Below are 16,739 nucleotides of genomic sequence, written 5' to 3'. Positions count from 1 at the left end.
CAGCGCAGCCCGAACCAAGGGTCACCAGGCCCCCTGAACTGCGATATGAGGGGAGACTGACGAGGGCCACTGACAACGCAGGTTGGTCCGCGCTGGCCCTTGACCATCAAGAACCAGACCGACGAAGCGGTGCTCGTCTTCCGCGGCGGAAACTGCACCGGAGAGGCTGAGGGCGCGGTAGCACCCGGGCACAGCGGCGTCTTCGAGTTCGGGACGAGCGTCTACGTCCCCTGACCGCGGCGGGACACGCGCAGCACGCCAGCCTCAGTAGGCTCCGTTCGGGGAACCGTCACCTTGACCGTTCCCCGAATGCCTGAACAGAGCACCCATTTCGGCCTGACGGCCCTTGACCTTCTGAGGTGGGGTTCAGATACACCTGTCCCGTCTCGCGTGACGTTCTCGTTGTCTCAGGTGACCTTGTTGGAGTCGCTGCTGGTCTCGGATGACGTTGCCGCTGGTCTCACGTGACGTTAAACGACCGGCGTCGCGATGCCCGCTACTGCTCAGCCAGATGCAGGCAGGCCGGCTACCGCCCACACATGGCTGTCCAGGACGACTGCCCCGGAAACGGCGGCCTTACGGCGGCAGGACGGCAGGACGGCAGGAAGCATCCAACTAACCGATCGGGAAGCGATAGACCATCGACTCACGCGCTTGGAAGCCAAGACGCTCATAAAGCCGGTTCGCTGCGGCACGATCCGGCCGAGAAGTGAGATCCACTGTCCGGGCGCCCGCCTCCCGAGCGATCCGCAATGCCTCCTGGGCGAGGAGTGCTGCAACTCCCTGGCTTCCTTCGGCTCGTCAGGGTGAGGTCGGGTTGCCAAGAGTGAGGCCGGTGCCGGCTATGAAGCCGTCGAGGGTTTCGGGCCGGTACTGGAGTCGGACGAGTACCTCCAGACGGTCCAGGGCGACGACAGCGAGGTTGGCCAGGCTGCGCTTGACGTGGGCCCACACGCCCTCGACCGGGTTCAGGTCGGGCGAGTAGGCGGGCAGCAGGAACACTGTCAGCCATTCCCGTGCGTCGATCAGCTCTCGCATCGTGCGGGAGACATGGGTGTTGAGCCGGTCCCGGACCAGCACGATCGGTGCCTTGATGAGCTGGTGGGTGCCGTCGGGCAGAGCGATGAAGTCGCGCTCGCCCATGCTGCGGCGCTTGCCCTTGCCCGCCGGGTGGGCGATCAGCCGATGGCACAGCCGGGTCCGTGAGCCGGACCGCATCGCAATCAGCCCAGCCACCGACAGCCGCCCCGAGCGCCGCCCGCTCACCGTCACGACCGGGGTGTGTCCGCGTCGGCCCCAGGTCCGGCCCCGGGGCGGTCGGCGGGTGAAGCCTGCCTCGTCCTCGAAGCAGATGTAACCCCCGCAGGCCGCCCGGTCCCTTGCGGGATCGAGGCCCTGGACTCGCGCGGGCCGAAGGGATCACGGTGCCGTCTGTCGCCGCGCTGCCTGGGTAGGCCGACTTCCAGCTCCCCCGGAGCCGCTGTGCCACCTCCAGCGGCTTGATCTTCTGCTCGAACAACCCGGCCGCCTGCCGCCGTACGGCCTCCCGACGCTGCCGCCCCGCAGCGGTCAGCCCGCCCCCATCCGCATATCTCACACACCATGAGACACAGCCCACACCCCAGGCCCATCGACAAAGATCACCCTGACGAGCCGAAGTCAGTATCCACCCCCAGCGTTCCTCAAGCGGACCAACGACGAGCTGCAGCAGAAGATCACCGCCTGCGTGCCGAGCGCGGCCGGCTGCGCACGGACGTCCAGCAGCTGGTGCGGGTCGTGCACGTCCTGGAGGTGGAAAATCAGCAACTGCGCGAGGCAGCCGACAGTGACGGCGTCGTTCGAGTGCTGCCCGTCCAACACCGGCCCTCGTCAGCTTGATCCCCAGCAGAGCCCCGGGAACTCCCGGAGCTCTGCGGTAACCAACGTTCTGTTTACGACAACACGGCCGGACGACCGCCCGGCCGGGAGCCTCAGGCGCGGTGCAAGGGCTTCAGAGCGGCTGATCGGGGAGCATCAGCACTCGTAGGCCTCCAGCGCCTTGCCATCCGTTGAGTCCCACCTGAAGGTGGCGCTCCTCCCGCTGCTGATCTTCTGGCAGTCGGGGTCCCACGCCCAGTCGACGGAGACGGTGGCGTGTATCGCATAGCTGCATACGTTCTTGACCGTTGCTTTGCCTTCCCAGTTGCCGGTCAGCTGGGCGCAGCCGCTGAACGATGCGGCACGAGTGATGCTCGACGGCGTAGGGGCTGCTGCTGCGGGAGCCGCCCCGGTCGCAGCGAGGGCCCCCGCCGCGATTGCCATGGCGAGGGGCGTCAGGATGGTGCGACGACGAGTACCCATGCTTCTCCTCAAGGTCGAACGGGTTGATGCCTGCTTCCCTCTGGCCGCGGCCGGGGACGTGCCACTCACGGTGCCGGGGCCGGCGTCGGCGAACCTTCGGAAAAGCTTGAATCCGCCTGGACCCACAGGTCGGTGGCGCCCAGAGTGTGGGGCGTAGAGACGACCGGGTGTCGCAGGGGGTGTGATGGCCACGCGCTTCGGGATCTCTGGGGACCATCGAGGTACGGCGAGACGGGGCCCCGATCGACGTGGGGCACGCGATGCAGCGCCGGGTGCTGCCCGCGCTGCTCGTCGACGCCGACCGGGCGGTGTCGGCCGACGCGCCGAGGAGTTGCAGGAGCTGGAGTACGAGCGGCGGTTCACCAAGCGGCCGTCGGGCAGCTTCAAGAACCTGATCTTCGCCGCCGACGGGCCGAAACCTCAGATCGTGCTGCGCGACGCGGTCAACAACGACGTCGAGATCGTACGCAACGCAGACAACTGTCTGGTGTTCACCGACTCTTTGCCACCGTACGGGCTCACCTGGCGGCAGATGGTCTCATGTGGATGAAAACGCACCAGCCCGACGCCGACGAGAAGACCGCTGCCAGCGGCCTGTACCGGCGGCTGTCCCGATCGCTGGACTCGGTTCCCGAGCAGTTGCTCATGCGCACCTACTGCGCTCGCTACGCCAGAGAGGCCGGGTTCGACCTGCCCGCCCTGATCCCCCAGGTCTACCTCCACTACGCCCCCTACACCCGCCGCAGTGGTAAGCAGTCCGGGGCGCTGAACCGGCAGCGGATGCACTTCCTGCTCCTCGCTGCTGACCGGTGCCGTGCGCGGCCTCAGTCACCTGCGGCTCACCTGGATGCGGTTCTCGTGGAAGTGCTCCCAGTCCATGACCAGGCGGAAGCGGCGGTGGGCCTCAAGGCGCTCCGCGTCGGCCGGCTCCTCGCCGCGCTGGACACGGGCGTCGCCGGATTTCACGAGTTCCGCGAGAGCGAGCCGGACGTCGTCGACGTCCTGGCCTGTGGCTGCCGCCAGCCGGTCCAGAGAGGTGAGGGTCTCTGCCGGTTCACCCAGATCGTCGACCAGGTGGCCGATGAGGGTGTCGAGGAGCGGGCCGGTGCGCATCGTCCAGCGGATCCCGTCGAGGCGCTCGGTGAGTTCCCGGTCCAGGGGCAGCAGGTCACCGGGCAGCGGCAGTGCAGCGGGCATGGACCATCGAGTGCCGTCCGGCGTCTCTTCGCGGCGGGCCAGGCCCCACGTCAGGTACAGCTCGGACAGATCCCGCACGGTGGTGGGCACCGGGAAGCCGGCTGTCGTCAGCATGGTGCTGAACTGCTCCCAGCGAGCCGCCTCGCATGCCTCGCGACCCTCCGGCGCGGCCTCATAATCCCATTCCTCATCCGGCCAGGAGAAGGTGAGCGCGCCGTCGAGGTCGCCGCCGATCATGTCCCAGTGCCCGTCGAAGATCTCGTGCACCAGGTCGTCCAGTGAGCCGCTGAAACCGGGCTGACACGCCGTCCCGATCAGCATGGTCAGCGGGAAGCCCTGACGGGGCAGGACGTGCTCCCAGCCCGACACCCACCAGTCGTTGTGCATCGCCATGTCCCGGCGCGGCCCGGGCACAGACGCCTTCTCAGTCATCCGCAGCTCTTCCTCGAAAACACCTCGATGCTCGCAGCGTACGCAGCGAGACACGGCAGGATCTCACGGACGTCCCACCCACGCCTGGTGGGCGGGAGCGACGCGCAGCTGCTCGCGGAGGCGGCCGCGCAGCACTCCGACGCGCGTGCGGCCCTCCAGGACCTGCAGTCCGCTGTCCGCCGGGTCCAGGAGGCGCCGGTCGATGAGGAGCGGCGGGCGCAGCCATGTCCCGTGCTCTTCCCAGTGCCGGCCCACCTCGGGGCGGCGAACATCGACCCAGTGCACCGGGTTCTCGGCGTAGCTCTCGATGCAGCCGGCATCGGACGCTCCGGTCGGCATCCCGACGAAGTCCGCGGCCGGGTTCGTCTCCAGCTTCCAGGTGATGGCGCACAGATCGACGTCTCCGTAGTCGTCCACGAAGTGGCCGTTGTCACCGTGGTCGAAGAGGAAGTCCCTCAGGACATCGTTGGGCCATTGCAGGGCGGCCAGTGCCGGGTCGGCGCGGAAGCGCTCGAAACTGAGGCCGCCGTCTTGGCGGCGGGCCATCAGCGGGCCGAGGTTGTTGAGCTTCATGTCAGGCCCCGCTCTCCAACGCCTACAGCTCGTAAGGGACGGTTCCGGTCTCGGTGTGCCTGTCGGCCGTGCCGACGCGGGTGAACCCGGCTTTGACCAGGACGCGGCCGGAGGCGGGGTTGTCGGGGTGGTGCATGGCCTCCAGCCGGTTGAGGCCGACGGTGGTGAAGGCGACGGTGACGACCTGGTGGGCGGCGTGGGTGGCGTAGCCGTTGCCCCAGCTGTCGTCCCGGAGGATGTAGCTGATGGTGCCCATGGTCGGGGTGCGTCGGCGCAGGGAGATCAGGCCGATCAGGTCGTCCTCGTGGAGGATGCCCCAGCTCCACTGCGCGCGGGGGGTTTCGGCGGCTCGGGCGAGGGCCGTGCGGATCTTGTGGTGGGTCTGTTCGAGGGTGAGGGGCTTGCCGGTGGTGTGCCGGATGGAGGCACCGCTGTAGATGCGGGTGAGGGCGGGGGCGTCATCGAGGGCCAAGGCGCGCAGGGTCACCATGCGACGGTCAGCTCCTTCGCGGTGGGCCGGGCTGCGGGGTCGGGTGCCAGGCAGGTGTTGTGCCCATGTGCGGATCTCCGTCCACTCGGTGGGGATGTGCGCGAACACGTCGCGGCCGTCGTCGTCGGCCGCGGCGAGCGCGGCGGCCAGGTCGGGGGGTCGCGCTCAGGAAGCGTGGGTCGCGGCGACGGACGGCGGCCCTCACGGGGAGGAGCGAGGCGGGGGCGGCCGGGATCCGGTGGCCAGCCGCGGTGACTTCCTCTTCTCCCGCGTAGAACTTGCCGAACATCACCCCGACCGGGCCGGAGAGGTTCTTCAGCACCCAGTGCGGCCAGGCCATCAGGCCACGGTGCCGGGCACCGGGTACATCGCTCAACAGGACGATGTTCTCGCACCGCAGGAGGCCGTGCGGCCGGTTCAGCAAGGGTCTCAGCCACTCAGCGGCCTGGGCGCCCGCGTGGAAGAGTTCCGCCTGGACGGCTTCGGAGTCGCCGTCGGCGCGGTAGACCGTCCAGGTCGTCAGGCCCTGCTGGAGAACCAGATCTCCGGCAGCGGCCCGTACGCCGCTTCGTAGGCGGCGACCCAGGCGATCGGGCCGTGGCCGTTGTTGGCGACGTGACGGATCGGCTGGCCGGCGGTCTCCAGGCACAGGGCCTCGTAGGCCGGGGTGCCGAGCAGTTCGTGCCACGCCGCGTCGACGGCCGGGGAGAACATCTCGGGTGCGGACTGGCCGGTCTTGAAGCGCTGGCCGGTGATGGTCAGGAACCGGCGCAGCTCGGTTGTTGCGGTACTCACGGTGGTGCCCCTCTCGGTGTCGAGTGGTGCTCGCCGGACCGGGTTGGGCCAGGCGGTGGTGCCGGTGCGCTGCGCACTCGGAGGGGTCCAGTCCCGGCCGGGTGCGCGGGGGTCTCAGGGGGCCGTGACGGCCTGGGGTGCGACGCTCGCGAGGCGGTCCAGGCGTTCGTACAGAGCGCGTACGAGCCGGGCGTGGCTCTGGGCGCAGCGCGCGGTGCCCTCCGCCGGAACGGACAGGCGCCGGTCGGCTTCCTCGAGGACGACGTCGGCGAGGGCGCGGGCTGCGTGGTCTTCAGGCAGCAGGTCCGCGGCGCGACGGACGTCGGCGGCGACGGCGCGAGCGGCGCCGGTGAGCAGCAGGGCGATCTGCTGGAGGTCAGCAGGCGGCAGTCCCGGGTTGCCGGTCCACCCGAGCACGGCTTTGACCAGAGCCTTGTGGAGCTCCCGGTCGAGGGGGAGTTCGGCGTCGAGGCGCCCCTCGGGGTCGTGGAGGACCAGGTGTGCTGCTCATCGAGGTCTCGCCGGGTCGGTGGTCGCGGACGGCACGGTCTCGTTCGTCGGGCATCGACCGCATCCCGACGGTAGGGCGGGCGGGATGCGGTAGGACTGACCGTGAGTACGGGTTTCGGTGCGCAGGGCGACCGGGGAGCAGGCCGGTGTTGGGCAGGCCCAGGCGAACATCAGCAGGCGTGGTGAGCGGGTTCGTGCTGCGCCTGGTCCGCGAGTCGATCCCGTGCACGCAGGCCGCCCTGGCGGAGGCCCTGGGCGTGGACGTGGAGACGCTGCAGGGCTGGGAGTCGGGGCGGCACCCGCTGGCGAACATGCGGGCCGGGGCGCTGCTGGAACTCCGGCGACGGCTTCCAGCAACTCGGTGGCGACGCGTACGACCGCGGCACCGCCCTCGCCGAACTGTCCAGCCTCGTCGGCGCCATCCTCCTCGCCCGCGCGAGCGACGACCCGGACCTCTCCCAGGAGATCCTCACCTCCGCCCGCCGACACCTGGACGCCCCGGACTGATCCAACAGGGACGGCCCGACCGGCTCCCGGCGACCTACCACCACACCCACGGCTTCACCTACCTCCACGGCTGCTACTCGGTCGGCGACGACAGGCTCTGGGGCGTCAACCACCGCCGCAAAGGCACCCTGAACACCCTCGCGGCGCTCCGTTCGATCCGCGCCGCGCGCCCGGACGGCGCCCCGGTCTACGTGATCCTGGACAACCTCTCCGCCCACAACGGCAGGAAAATCCTGCGCTGGGCGAAGGATCACAACGTCCACCTGTGCTTCACCCCGACCAACGCCTCCTGGGCGAACTCGATCGAGGCGCACTTAGGACCGCTGCGGCAGTTCACCCTGGCGAACTCCAACCATCCGAACCACACGGTCCAGACCCGCGCGCTGCACGCCTATCTGCGCTGGCGCAACACCAACGCACGCCAACCCGACGTCCTGGCCGCCCAACGCAGGGAACGCACCCGCATCCGCAGCGAGAAGGGCATCCGCTGGGGCGGAAGACCCCTCCTCGCCGCCTGATTCAGCAACCCGGCGAACCTATGCGGTCACAGCACTAGACGAGTCATTCCGAATGCTGACGGTGCGTTTGGGAACGCGGACAGGGCGTCCAAGATCGATCTGTGACGAATGACCTGGACGCCCTGCTCACCGCACTCTACGTGAAGATCGACGACGAGATCGGAGACACCCGATGACTTGGCCGCCCGCCCCGGTTGACGGACTCCGAGCTTGTCTGCCTCGCCGTGGCCCAGGCGATGCTCGGTTTCGCCTCGGAGTCCAGGTGGCTGCGGTTCGTCCGCTCCCGGCTGGGCGCGATGTTCCCGTACGTGCCGAAGCAGCCCGGCTGGAACAAGCGGTTGCGGGCCGCGCTGCCGCTGGTCAAGCGGGTGATACGGCTCCTCGCGACGGACACCGACTTCTGGTTCGACAACCACTGGATCACCGACTCCACCCCTGTCGAGTGCGGCCGCTCGCGGCCGACGGTGAAGCGGTCGGACCTGGCAGGCTGGGCCGGATACGGATACTGCGCCAGCCACTCCCGGTTCTTTTGGGGACTGCGGCTATACCTGGTGTGCACACCGACGGGCATGCCGATCTTGTGGGCCCTGGCGAACCCGAAGCTGGACGAGCGCGAGGTGCTCACGGCGATGCTGGACCGCGAGCCCGATGCGGTCACCGACCGGCCCGGCCTGCTGCTGATCGCGGACAAGGGCTTCGCCTCCAAGGAGTTCGAGGCCGATCCGGCCTTGCGCGGGGCGGAGCTGCTGCGGCCGTCGTTCAAGCGGGAGAAACGCCGCAAGGGCGAGGCCCTGCTGAAGTCGGTGCGGCAGTTGATCGAGTCGGTGAACGACACCCTCAAGGGCCAGCTCGACCTGGAACAGCACGGCGGCCGGACCTTCGAGGGCGTCGCCGTCCGCGTCGCTCAGCGCGTCCTCGCGCTGGCCGCGGCGATCTGGCACAACCACAAGACCGGACAGCCGGTCATGCGATCCCTGATCGCCTACGACCACTGATCAAGGGCAGATGGCCTCCCGCTCTCTGGTAAGTTCAATTTTCCAACCCGATGCTCCGGTCGGTTGGCTCCCCGGCCCCCAGGTGGCGTGCCTGCCGTCGCGAGGGGCCCGAACGAAGGAGTGGACATGTCCGTCGGCCGAGTGTCGACCCGCACCCACATCACCGAGCTCCTCGGTATCGACCACCCGATCGTGCAAGGGCCTTTCGGTGGCGGCTACTCCACCGTCCGCCTGGCCGCCGCCGTGTCCAACGGCGGCGGCCTGGGCTCCTACGGCGCCCACGTCCTCGCCCCTTCGGGCATCGCGGCCACCGTGGCGGAGATCAAGGCCCGCACCGCGCGCCCGTTCGCGGTGAACCTCTGGATACCGCAGCCCGGCGAACGCGAACTGACCATGACCGAGTCCGAGTTCGCCACCCACCTCGGGCGGCTCCGTCCGTACCTCGACCGGCTCGGCCTGCCCGACCCGCAGTTCCCCGCGTCGTTCGGCCAGGACTTCGAGCAGCAGGTGGACGCGCTGCTGGAGGCCCGGCCGCCGGTCTTCAGCTTCGTCATGGGCATCCCGCCCGGGAACGTCCTGGCCGAGGCTCGGCGGCGCGGCATCGTCACCCTCGGGACGGCGACGACCGTCGACGAGGCGGTCGCGCTCGACGAGGCGGGGGTCGATGCCGTCGTGGCCTCCGGGGCGGATGCCGGGGGCCACCGAGGGGCGTTCCTGCGGCCGATGGAGGAGTCCCTGGTCGGGACGTTCTCCCTCGTCCCGCAGGTCGTCGACGCCGTTTCGGTACCGGTCGTCGCCGCCGGCGGGATCGCCGACGGCCGCGGGATCACTGCCGCACTGGCACTCGGCGCCGACGCCGTCCAGATCGGCACCGGATTCCTCGCCACCGACGAGTCCGGCGCGAGCCCCGCCCACAAGCGGGCCCTGCACAGCCCGCAAGCCCGCGTCACCGTGCTGACCAGCGCCGTCTCCGGCCGCCAGGCCCGGACCATCGCCAACCGGTTCGTGCGGGACATGGCCCGGCACGAGGGCGACCTTCCGCCGTATCCGGTCCAGGGCGCACTCACCGAGCCCATCCGCCGCGCGGCCGTTGAACGGGGGCTCCCCGACTACCTCAACCTCTGGGCCGGGCAGGCCGCACCGCTCACCCGACCGCGCACGGCCCAGGAATACCTCGCCACCCTCGTCGAGGAAATCCGGCCCCGCGTGTAACGGCACGTTCCCTCCCGTGCGGCCCCCGCGCGGCCACCCTCTCTCATCACGCAGGACGGACCCCGTGATGTCTTCGACGTCGGCCACCACGCCGACCGCCACGGAAACCACCGCAGTCGACGAGTGGTTGGCGGACCCGGAGTTCCTGGTGACCGCGGACCCGGAGCGGGTCATCGCGCTGCTCGATGTGGCGTCGAGTCCGGCGGCACGGGTGGGGGCCGCGGTGTACCGGGTGTCGGCGGAGCTGCATCGTGCGGCCGGTGCGGGCGTGCGGCGGCAGTTGCTGGCGCTGGACGCAACCCGTTACGGGGAGCGGGAGTTGTCCGCGCGGATCGCCGCGGTAGTGGTGGAGGGCGAGCCCGCCGGGCGGTGGAGCGTCGAGTGGTCCAGCGGCTCCCGGCTCGACCCGCGGTGCCGGCCGCCCCCGAACGGTTGCCTGGGTCAGACGACGGCGATAGCGACGTTGGTCGTGGACGGTCGCACCCTGGCTGTCACGGGCCATTACAGCGGGGCGGTGGCGGTACGGGATCCGGTGACCGGCCGTGGCACGTCGTTGAGGTGGCGGTCGCCCCAGCGCAGCAGCATCAGCAGCACGGGGCGGAGTTCCTCGCCGGCCGGGGTCGGGCGGTACTCGTACCGGGGCGGGCGGTCGTTGTACTGGACCTCCAGGACTCCGGCGTCCACCAGGCGGCGCAGCCAGGTGGTGAGGATGTCACGTGGCGCCCTGACGTTGCGGGCGATGCCGTCGAAGCGGTGCACACCGAAGAAGACCTCGCGCAGGACCAGAAGCGAGTACTTCTCCCCGACCACCGCGAGCGCGTCGGCGATCGAGCACGGGCGGGGGTTGCGGCTGTGGTCATGTGGCTCACTGCAAGGATCCCGGGTTGGCTTTTCCAACCCACCCGCCTATAGTGAGTCTGGCTTTCCAACTCGCTAATGGAGGTGGTGGGCATGGCCGGGCTGATACTCAGTGTCCAAGCCGCACAGCGGCCGGGCGAGGCCGAGAGCATCGCCGCCGCGAACGGCTTCACCTTCGGCCTGCACAGCCCTGCTCGTCACCGGCATGGCGTTGCTGCTCAGCGCCGCGGCCGTCGTACTTTCCTGGCCAGAGCCCCTGAGCACACCTGGCCGAACACTCCCCTCGACGAGGCCTTCGCGAGCGTGGTCCTCACCCGGCCGCAGGAGACCGGTTTGCCGATCCGGCGAAGGTCGACGTCAACGGCGGCGTCATCGCCGTCGGCCGCCCCCTCGGCGCCAGTGGCACCGGACTGATGACCACCTTCGTCCATGCCCTGCACCAGCGCGGCGCCCGCTGTGCCCTGCAGGCGATGTGCGAGGCCGACGGCCTCGCCAACGCCACCATCCTGGAGATACTCAAGTGAACCACCCCAGCACCCTGACCACCTTCACACGTGCCAGCGTCCCCCTGACCTCGGGCACAGCCGCCGGCAACGGTGACTCGATCACCTACCACGCAGCCGGCCCGGAGGACGGTCCCATGCTCGTTTTCGTCCACGGCTGGCCGGCCAACGGCCGCACCTGGAAGCACCAACTGACCGCCTTCGCCGCGCTCGGGTTCCGCGTAATCGCACCCGACATGCGCGGCTACGGAAGCTCGACCGTGCACCAGCAGCGAGACGCGTACGCCCAGGAGCACCTCGTGGACGACATGGTCGCCCTGCTCGACCGGCTCGACCGCGAACAGGCCGTCTGGATCGGACACGACTGGGGCAGCGCAACCGTCTGGGGCCTCGCCGGTCACCATCCCGAGCGCTGCGCGGCCGTGGCCAGCATCTGCATCCCCTACCGCACGCTCGAACGAGGGGTGCCGGCTCTTCTCGAACACGTCAACCGCTCGATCTATCCGCCGGACACCCACCCGTACGCCCAGTTCGACTACATGCACTACTACGCGTCCGAGGCGGAGCGAGCCGCGCAGGTCCTCGACGCACGGCCGGCCAACACCGTGAGGGCCTTCTTTCGTGGGGGCGTCCCGGCCGCTCACGGCAAGCCGGGACCGACTTCGGAGATCACCCGCAACGGGGGGTGGTTCGCAGGCGCGGACGCGGTCCCGGACCTCCCGCCCGACACCCGAGTCCTGGACGAGGAGCTGCTCGCGGACCTGACGTCCTCGCTGACCCGAACGGGATTCGCGGCCTCGATCGCCTACTACCTCAACGACGAAGCCAACCGCACCTACAGCGACACCTCGCTGAACGGCGGACGGCTGGACATGCCGGTCCTGTACCTCGAAGCGTTCTACGACCAGGTCGCCGACACGTCCCTGTCCCGGCTCGCGGAGCCCATGCGGCGCTACTGCACCGACCTCACTGAGGAATCCATCGAGGCGGGCCACTGGGCCCAGCTCGAACAGCCCACCGCCGTCAACGCCGCACTCGCCCGCTGGCTTGCCACAAAGACCCCAAGCCTGTGGCCCCAGCCGACCCACCCGCCCAGGAGCTGACACCAGGTCGGCGATCACAGCGGCGGGGCCGGGCCACGCCGCCGTCAACCGGCGCCCTGCCACATGACTCCCGGACCCGACCGGAACCACATCCCCAGCTCACCCCCCACCCGACGTCGGAACGCTCTCCTGTTCCAGTATCCGGAGCTGTTCGGGGGAGACTTCCTGCAGAGTTCCCCACCGAGATCCCCGAGGGCCACTGGGGTGGGTACGGAGAGATCAGGCCGCTCGCGACGATCCTCACCCGGCTCACCAAGCACGACACCGAGCGGGCCCGTGGGCTCGCCGCCCAGCGCATCGCCGCCAGCCGAGTCGAGCACACCCGCCTGCCGTAGTCAGTGTCCTCGGGCACTCACGGAGTGGCTCCGCTATCGCCCCTGCCGGCCCACGGGCGGCTTCGTCAGCGATTCAGCGGACGTCGGGGCCAGGGGCTCATTTCGTGGGATCGGCCTGGACTGACCTCAGTCCAGTGGCTCGGCTCGACGGGTCGACCCGGGGAATTGATCGGTTGTTGGTAGTTCCGTCGGGCTGTCTCCTGGATCTGATGGTCGTGGGGCATCGTCCGGGAGTGTTCGTTCGGCCGGTGAGCATGGAAAAAGGCCGGCGAACTGCGGCGGATCGGCCGGACCTCGAAGGGCCCCGTGATGCTGCGGCGGGCGATCGTGGTGCTGATGTCCGCCCAGGGCCAGCCGATGAAGAGCATCACCTCACTGCTGCGGGTCGGCCAGGACTACGTGCGCGATGTCATCCACGCCTTCTACGAGCGGGGGTTCGGCGCGCTGGACCCAAAATGGAGCGGGGGACGCCCGAAGACGGTCAGTGAGGTGCGTGAGCGCATCTGTCTGATCGCCCGGACGTCCCCCGCCGACTGGGGTGTCGCCACGTTCTCCGCCCGGCGCCTGACCAAACTCGCCGAGCACCTGGTCAAGCCCGAGGTGCTGCTGGTGCTCTCCGCCGATGCCAATGGCATCGTGATGAGACCGGACGCGCTGCGGCCGGACACCGCGAAAGCGGCGGCGGGCGAGAAGCGCGGACGAGGCGTCTTCCGCACTCGCCTCGCATCCGGGGAGGAGAGCCGCCGCAAGCGAATGGCCACGCTGGCCTGCGTCTACGAGGCCGCCCCGGCACCCCGGCGCCCGCACGACGTGATCGCCGTGCCCGGTGGCCGGACCGGCGGCCGTGCGCTGCGCAAGGGATCGCGTGCCCGGGCCAAATGGCTGACCGCTTCGGTCGACCGTGACGCCGCCGCGGTGATCGCCGCCGCGTTCGGCCAGGCCGATGCCCGCGACCCCGCCCACCGGCGGTGCCGGATGGTGCTGGTGGACGGCGACCGCCACCAGATCGAACCGGTCGAGGCCGAGGCCGCTCGCCGGAAGGTGACGATCCATCTGATCGTGGATCTGATCTACGTGATCGAGTATCTCTGGAAGGCGTCCTGGTGCTTCCACGCCAAGGACAATCCGGCCGCCGAGGACTGGGGCCGCGCCGAGCATGCGCTGGCCCTCCTGCACGGCCGTTGTGCCGAGGCGACCACCCGCATCGCGCGGCAGGCCGATGACCTGGGGCTGACGACCGAGCGGTGCGGGGGCGTCGAGGAGTGGGTGCGCTACCTCGCGAACAAGGAGCCCTACCTGGGCTACGCGCAGGCCCTGGAGCAGGGCTGGCCAATCGCAACCGGGGTGGTGGAGAGCGCGTGCCGCCACTTGATCGCGGACCGCTTCAACATCACCGGATCCAGGTGGAGCGTCGAGGGTGCCGAAGCCCTCCTCCTGCTCCGCGCCGTGATCATCAACGGAGACTTCGAGGAATACTGGCTGCACCACATCGAACAAGAACATCTCCGCACTCGGCAGGCCCGCCACCAGGACGTATACGCCCTCACCGCTTGACCGAGCAGGTCACTACGAAAGAACTGCACCCAGCTCAGATCCGCTCCAGTACCGTCGCGTTGGCGAGCCCGCCGGCCTCGCACATCGTCTGCAGGGCGTAGCGCGCGCCTCGCCCCCGCATGGCGTGCACGAGCGTGGTCATCAGGCGCGCTCCGCTCGCGCCGAGCGGGTGGCCGAGGGCGATTGCGCCGCCGTGGATGTTGAGGCGGGCCGGGTCCGCGCCGGTTTCCGCGAGCCAAGCGAGCGGGACGCTGGCGAAGGCCTCGTTGACCTCGAAGAGGTCGATGTCGTTCAGGCCAAGCCCCGCCCGTCGCAGTGCCTTCTCTGTGGCCGGGATGACGCCGGTCAGCATCAGCAGGGGGTCGGAGCCGGTGACGGCGAAGCTGTGCAGTCGGGCGAGGGGTCGCAGGCCGAGCCGCGCGGCGGTCTCGCTGCTGGTGATGAGCACGGCCGCGGCTCCGTCGTTGGTCGGGCTGCTGTTGCCGGCCGTGACGGACCAGTCGATCTGCGGGAAGCGGGCGGCGAAGGCCTCGTCCTCGAACGCGGGCCGCAGGCCGGCCAGGACCTCGGGTGTGGTGGTCGGGCGCACGCTCTCATCCCGGGTGACGAGCCGTCCCTCAGGCGTGGTGAGCGGGGCGGTCTCGGCGTCGAAGAGGCCGGCTTCCCAGGCGCGCGCGGCTTTGGCGTGCGAGTCGGCGGAGAAGGCGTCCATGGTCTCGCGGTCCAGCTTCCAGCGCGCGGCGATCAGTTCGGCGCTGACGCCCTGCGGCACCAGGCCCTCCGGGTAGCGGGCGGCGATGCCCGGACCGAACGGGTCGGCGCCCGGCGGCACGTTCGACCACATCGGGACCCTGCTCATCGACTCGACGCCGCAGGCGATGACGAGGTCGTAGGCGCCGGCGATGACGCCCTGCGCGGCGAAGTGCACGGCCTGCTGAGAGGAACCGCACTGCCGGTCCACGGTCGTGGCGGGGACGGTTTCCGGGAAACCGGCGGAGAGCCAGGCATAGCGGGTGGTGTTCATCGCCTGCTCGCCGACCTGGTCAACGGTGCCGCCGACCACGTCGTCCACCAGCGCCGGGTCGACCCCGCTGCGTTCGACCAGCGTGCGCAGGGTGTGGGCGAGCAACTCGACGGGGTGCACGGACGACAGCGCGCCGCCTGGCTTGCCCTTCCCGATCGGGGTACGCACGGCCTCGACGATCACTGCATCCCTCACATTGGCCTCCCTGGCCTTCTGACCCACCAGTCCAACTACTGGCGAGTAGGAAAACTGGACCCACTATAGGCTCGTCAGTAGGAAAATCCTACCTACATCTCATGACCCCATCCACTCCGAGCGCCTCCAAGCTGTGCGACATCCCGCAGGTTCCTCTGAGCCCCGCTGAGTTCCTGTCCCCGTGGCCAGGGTGTTCTTCCTCCTTCGGGTGCTGTGCGGCTCTGTGACGTAACTTCGGGATTCTTGAAGCGTCCTCATCTCGTCCGACCGATGTGCGGTCGGGCTGAAGGCGAGAAGGATCGGGTTGGCGCTGGCGGTCGTACGGGATCTGCGCGAGCACTGGGCGCCCGCGTCGGCGGAGGAGCTGGAGCGGTTCGAGACCGACGTGCTGTCCGGGTTTGTTCTCGCGCGGGCCTCGGCGGGGCTGGCGGATGGCACGATCCGCGGGGACGTCGGGCACCTGGAGCAGATCAGGACCTGGTTCGGCCGGCCGCTGTGGGACATGGAGCCGGCGGACGCCGACGCGTACTTCGGCAAGGTGTTGCGGAACTCACCCAGTGGTACTCGGCTGGCCCGGTCGCAGGGGCTGACGACGTACTTCCTGTTCCTGGAGCTGCGGCACAAGGTCGAACTCCACCGGATGACCGGCCGGGTCATCGAGTGCCCGATCGGCGAGATGAACCGGCCGCGTGGGGCGAAGGACGCCCAGCTTCGGGTCCCGCCGACCGAGCCGGAGGTCGGGACGCTGTTCAGGCTGGGGCGGCGAGCTGGCCACCTGCCGCAAGTTCGCCCCTACCGCCAGGAACTACACCGCCTCCAAGCTGACGTCCCAGGTCGGCCTGCGGGTCAGTGAGGCGTGCAAGCTCGACCTGGCGGACATCAAGTGGGATCTGGGACGCTTCGGCAAGCTCCACGTCCGTCATGGCAAGGGCGCCCGCGGCTCCGGGCCGCGTGAGCGGATGGTCCCGCTGCTCAATGGCGCAGACCGCACGCTGCGGTGGTTCATCGAGGACGTGTGGGGACAGTTCGACGACGACCACACCCGCCCGGGCGCCCCGCTGTTTCTCTCCGAGCGCAAGAATGCCGACGGCTCCTCGCGCCGGGTGGGCGACGATGCCCTGCGCGGCGGGCTCAAGGATGCGGCGAAGGCGCATCTGCCGGGGTGGGGCGAGAAGCTGACGCCGCATGTCCTGCGTCGCGCGTTCACGCTGCCTCATCGGCTGATGATTGTTCTCGGCGGCCCGGTTGTTCAGGCCCTTGTGGGAGCGGTGCTCGACGGAGGACATGATTTCGCGGTGAGCGGCACCGTAGGAGCGAAGCTTGTCCGTGACGACCACCCGCGGTACCGCACCGGTCTTCTTCATCAGCCTGCGGAAGAAGCGCCTGGCCGCAGCCTTGTCCCGCTTCCCCTGGACGAGGATGTCGAGCACGTTGCCGTCCTGGTCGACGGCCCTCCACAGGTACTTCCGTTCGCCGTTGATCTTGATGAACACCTCGTCCAGATGCTTCCCAATGCTGTTGTCAAGCCGGTTCGGTGACAGGGGGTGTGATCCGGTAGCACCGTCGGTCACGGATCAGGGCCCACAGAACGTTGACGC

At 69.5% G+C, this 16,739-nt stretch carries 15 protein-coding genes and 7 pseudogenes; 10 read left to right on the top strand and 12 right to left on the bottom strand.

The features are described from left to right. Positions 1-99 precede the first annotated feature (99 nt). Complete coding sequence (locus ACFYY6_RS37330) at positions 100-234, top strand: hypothetical protein (protein WP_351524031.1); 135 nt, start codon at positions 100-102, stop codon at positions 232-234. Between the two features lie 381 nt (positions 235-615). Here ACFYY6_RS37330 and ACFYY6_RS37325 read toward each other — a convergent pair. The 4 genes and pseudogenes from ACFYY6_RS37325 to ACFYY6_RS37310 form a co-directional block, all read right to left on the bottom strand. Next, positions 616-798: pseudogene (locus tag ACFYY6_RS37325) on the bottom strand (GNAT family N-acetyltransferase); the annotation flags it as partial. Positions 799-801: 3 nt separating this feature from the next. Next, positions 802-1,353, bottom strand: a complete 552-nt coding sequence (locus ACFYY6_RS37320; protein ID WP_388653080.1) for a transposase — start codon at positions 1,351-1,353, stop codon at positions 802-804. 306 nt (positions 1,354-1,659) lie between these two features. Beyond that, positions 1,660-1,860 (bottom strand): hypothetical protein, encoded by a 201-nt coding sequence (locus ACFYY6_RS37315; RefSeq protein ID WP_389197622.1) that lies wholly within the window; start codon positions 1,858-1,860, stop codon positions 1,660-1,662. Between the two features lie 153 nt (positions 1,861-2,013). After that, a complete protein-coding gene (locus tag ACFYY6_RS37310) occupies positions 2,014-2,340 on the bottom strand; it encodes a hypothetical protein (RefSeq protein ID WP_351524029.1) in 327 nt (108 codons plus the stop codon). Positions 2,341-2,671: 331 nt separating this feature from the next. On the opposite strand from ACFYY6_RS37310, the gene ACFYY6_RS37305 reads away from it, so the two are divergent. After that, positions 2,672-2,890 (top strand): hypothetical protein, encoded by a 219-nt coding sequence (locus ACFYY6_RS37305; protein ID WP_389197620.1) that lies wholly within the window; start codon positions 2,672-2,674, stop codon positions 2,888-2,890. Positions 2,891-3,168: 278 nt separating this feature from the next. On the opposite strand, the gene ACFYY6_RS37300 is transcribed toward ACFYY6_RS37305, so the two are convergent. The 5 genes from ACFYY6_RS37300 to ACFYY6_RS37280 form a co-directional block, all read right to left on the bottom strand. After that, a complete protein-coding gene (locus ACFYY6_RS37300) occupies positions 3,169-3,969 on the bottom strand; it encodes a DUF6042 family protein (protein ID WP_351524025.1) in 801 nt (266 codons plus the stop codon). A gap of 63 nt (positions 3,970-4,032) precedes the next feature. Further along, complete coding sequence (locus ACFYY6_RS37295; protein WP_389197618.1) at positions 4,033-4,542, bottom strand: hypothetical protein; 510 nt, start codon at positions 4,540-4,542, stop codon at positions 4,033-4,035. A gap of 22 nt (positions 4,543-4,564) precedes the next feature. Beyond that, positions 4,565-5,032 (bottom strand): GNAT family N-acetyltransferase, encoded by a 468-nt coding sequence (locus ACFYY6_RS37290; protein ID WP_388653041.1) that lies wholly within the window; start codon positions 5,030-5,032, stop codon positions 4,565-4,567. A 519-nt stretch (positions 5,033-5,551) separates the two neighbouring features. Then, positions 5,552-5,827: a hypothetical protein gene (locus ACFYY6_RS37285; protein WP_351524019.1), complete on the bottom strand. Its 276-nt coding sequence runs from the start codon at positions 5,825-5,827 to the stop codon at positions 5,552-5,554. A 114-nt stretch (positions 5,828-5,941) separates the two neighbouring features. Further along, a complete protein-coding gene (locus ACFYY6_RS37280; RefSeq protein WP_351635828.1) occupies positions 5,942-6,325 on the bottom strand; it encodes a DUF6415 family natural product biosynthesis protein in 384 nt (127 codons plus the stop codon). Positions 6,326-6,846: 521 nt separating this feature from the next. Between ACFYY6_RS37280 and ACFYY6_RS37275 the strand changes: the two are divergent. The 3 genes and pseudogenes from ACFYY6_RS37275 to ACFYY6_RS37265 form a co-directional block, all read left to right on the top strand. Further along, positions 6,847-7,362 (top strand): annotated as a pseudogene (locus ACFYY6_RS37275) (transposase); the annotation flags it as partial. 101 nt (positions 7,363-7,463) lie between these two features. Then, a pseudogene (locus ACFYY6_RS37270) lies at positions 7,464-8,357 on the top strand (IS982 family transposase). Between the two features lie 126 nt (positions 8,358-8,483). Further along, positions 8,484-9,569, top strand: coding sequence for a nitronate monooxygenase (locus ACFYY6_RS37265; RefSeq protein ID WP_351524017.1), 1,086 nt, complete (start codon positions 8,484-8,486; stop codon positions 9,567-9,569). Positions 9,570-10,103: 534 nt separating this feature from the next. Here the strand turns inward: ACFYY6_RS37265 and ACFYY6_RS37260 are convergent. Further along, positions 10,104-10,466, bottom strand: a pseudogene (locus tag ACFYY6_RS37260) (winged helix-turn-helix transcriptional regulator); the annotation flags it as partial. 243 nt (positions 10,467-10,709) lie between these two features. Here ACFYY6_RS37260 and ACFYY6_RS37255 point away from each other — a divergent pair. From ACFYY6_RS37255 to ACFYY6_RS37245, 3 genes and pseudogenes are all read left to right on the top strand, one after another. Beyond that, positions 10,710-10,951, top strand: a pseudogene (locus ACFYY6_RS37255) (steroid 3-ketoacyl-CoA thiolase); the annotation flags it as partial. Further along, a complete protein-coding gene (locus ACFYY6_RS37250; protein ID WP_242434277.1) occupies positions 10,948-12,033 on the top strand; it encodes an alpha/beta fold hydrolase in 1,086 nt (361 codons plus the stop codon). The pseudogene ACFYY6_RS37255 and the gene ACFYY6_RS37250, both read left to right, overlap by 4 nt. A 644-nt stretch (positions 12,034-12,677) precedes the next feature. Then, positions 12,678-13,922 carry a hypothetical protein gene (locus ACFYY6_RS37245; RefSeq protein ID WP_389197616.1) on the top strand — a complete coding sequence of 415 codons (1,245 nt, stop codon included), beginning with the start codon at positions 12,678-12,680 and terminating at the stop codon, positions 13,920-13,922. Between the two features lie 34 nt (positions 13,923-13,956). On the opposite strand, the gene ACFYY6_RS37240 is transcribed toward ACFYY6_RS37245, so the two are convergent. Next, on the bottom strand, positions 13,957-15,141 hold the full coding sequence (locus ACFYY6_RS37240; RefSeq protein WP_351524013.1) for a thiolase family protein: 1,185 nt from the start codon (positions 15,139-15,141) through the stop codon (positions 13,957-13,959). A 304-nt stretch (positions 15,142-15,445) separates the two neighbouring features. Here ACFYY6_RS37240 and ACFYY6_RS37235 point away from each other — a divergent pair, with 304 nt between their 5' ends. Together ACFYY6_RS37235 and ACFYY6_RS37230 are read left to right on the top strand one after the other, a co-directional pair. Further along, positions 15,446-15,994 (top strand): hypothetical protein, encoded by a 549-nt coding sequence (locus ACFYY6_RS37235; protein ID WP_389197614.1) that lies wholly within the window; start codon positions 15,446-15,448, stop codon positions 15,992-15,994. After that, a pseudogene (locus ACFYY6_RS37230) lies at positions 15,909-16,286 on the top strand (tyrosine-type recombinase/integrase); the annotation flags it as partial. The gene ACFYY6_RS37235 and the pseudogene ACFYY6_RS37230, both read left to right, overlap by 86 nt. Positions 16,287-16,295: 9 nt before the next feature. On the opposite strand, the pseudogene ACFYY6_RS37225 reads toward ACFYY6_RS37230, so the two are convergent. Further along, positions 16,296-16,646, bottom strand: a pseudogene (locus ACFYY6_RS37225) (transposase); the annotation flags it as partial. Positions 16,647-16,739 lie beyond the last annotated feature (93 nt).

Source organism: Streptomyces sp. NPDC001750 (assembly GCF_042892615.1).
Classification (GTDB): Bacteria; Actinomycetota; Actinomycetes; order Streptomycetales; family Streptomycetaceae; genus Streptomyces.
This window is presented reverse-complemented; position numbering and strand designations above follow the sequence as displayed.